General features: G+C 71.9%; 2 protein-coding genes. Both read right to left on the bottom strand.

Annotated elements, in window-relative coordinates; translation table 11 throughout:
• Positions 1 to 1,069 (bottom strand): class III poly(R)-hydroxyalkanoic acid synthase subunit PhaC (gene phaC, locus PKE44_RS19330; protein WP_324554471.1); only part of this gene is annotated, 1,069 nt, incomplete at its 3' end.
• Positions 1,066 to 1,534 (bottom strand): poly(R)-hydroxyalkanoic acid synthase subunit PhaE (locus PKE44_RS19325; protein WP_324554469.1); only part of this gene is annotated, 469 nt, incomplete at its 5' end. The genes PKE44_RS19325 and phaC, both read right to left, overlap by 4 nt.

Raw genomic sequence — 1,534 nt, 5'->3', positions numbered from 1 at the left:
CGCGGCTGCGCAGCCAGTCGGCGATGGCCGGGGCGATCTGGCGGCTGGCCTGACGGCTGACGTAGATGCCGATGTGGCCGCCGTCGAAGGCGATCTCGGAATAGTCGCGGCCGCCGTAGAGTCGGCGCAGCGCCTGCGAGGACTGCGGCGGCACGATGTGATCGCGCGTCGCGTAGATGTTCAGCATCGGCATCAGCAGCCGGGCCGGATCGACGCGCCGGCCGCCGATCTCGAAGTCGCCGCGCACCAGGCGGTTGTCGTGGAAGGTTGCGGTCACGAACTCGCGGAAGGCCGTGCCGGCGAGGTCCGGGCAGTCGTAGATCCAGTGCTCCATGCGCACGAAGTTGGCGAGGGCCCCGGGGTCTTCGGCGAGGTCGGCGACGTGCACGTATTTCTGCCGGCCCTGACGGAAGGGGCTCAGGCTCAGGAACAGGAAGTTCAGCAGCGGCCCCGGCATGTTGCCGAGGGTGCCGATCATCAGCTCGAGATCGAGCGGGCGTACGAGCTTGGTCAGCAGGAACTCCGGCACGTGGAAATCGACCGGCGTCACCATCGGGATCAGGTTGCGCACGCGCCCGGGGTGCAGCGCCGCGTAGGCGAGGCTCAGCACGCCGCCCTGGCAGATGCCGAGCACGTGGATCGCCGGCAGGCCGTGGCGGGCGCAGACCGTCTCGACGCAGTCGTGCAGGTAGCCGTTGACATAGTCATCGAGCGTCAGCAGCCGGTCGGCGCGGTCCGGATAGCCCCAGTCGATCAGGTAGACCTCGAGCCCGGCATCGAGCAGGCCGCGCACCAGCGAGCGGTCGGGCTGCAGGTCGGTCATCGTCGGGCGGTTGACCAGCGCGTAGACGATCAGCAGCGGCGTCTTCTGCGGCGCCGCCACGCGCGGCAGGTAGCGGTACAGCGTCAGCTTGTCGGCGCGGCAGATGACCTCGCGCGCCGTGGCGGCGAGCTCGGGAGCACCTCCGGCGTGCAGGTGGTCGAGTCCGGCTCCGAGGCGGCGGCCGTAGTCGAGCAGTTCCGCGTACGGATCGGCGCCGGCGGAATCGGCGGAATCGCTGGGCGTCATGGCTGCGCGTCACCGCGGCCGGCGAACGCGCTGCGCAGCGCCGCCAGCTCGCGTTCGAGCTGGCGCTGGCGCGTGCGCTGCTCGTGCAGGCGCAGTTCGAGCGTGTCGATCTCGGCGCGGGTCGGCAGGTCGACGTGGGCGGCGAGTTCGGCGACGAGCTGCTGCAGCGCGCGGCGGCAGTGCAGCATCGCGTGCACCAGCCGCGCCTGCGTCTCGGCGTAGCGCGGCTCGCGGATCAGCTTCGCCCAGACGTGCTCGCTCGCCTCGACCCAGCGGTCGTACAGCGCACGCACGCTGGCCGGCGGCTCGCGGCCGACCTCGGCACGCAGGCGCTTGGCGGCGGCCGCGGCGGCTTCATCGAGCAGCGTCCGGTAGGCGGCGTCGGCTGCCGAGTATTCCTGCCAGGCGCCGGCGAGTTCGAGCCAGAGCGCGCGCGAGGCCGCCGGCGCGAGGCCGGGCAGCGGC

It is taken from the genome of Plasticicumulans sp. (assembly GCF_035331805.1).
GTDB lineage: Bacteria > Pseudomonadota > Gammaproteobacteria > Competibacterales > Competibacteraceae > Plasticicumulans.
This window is presented reverse-complemented; position numbering and strand designations above follow the sequence as displayed.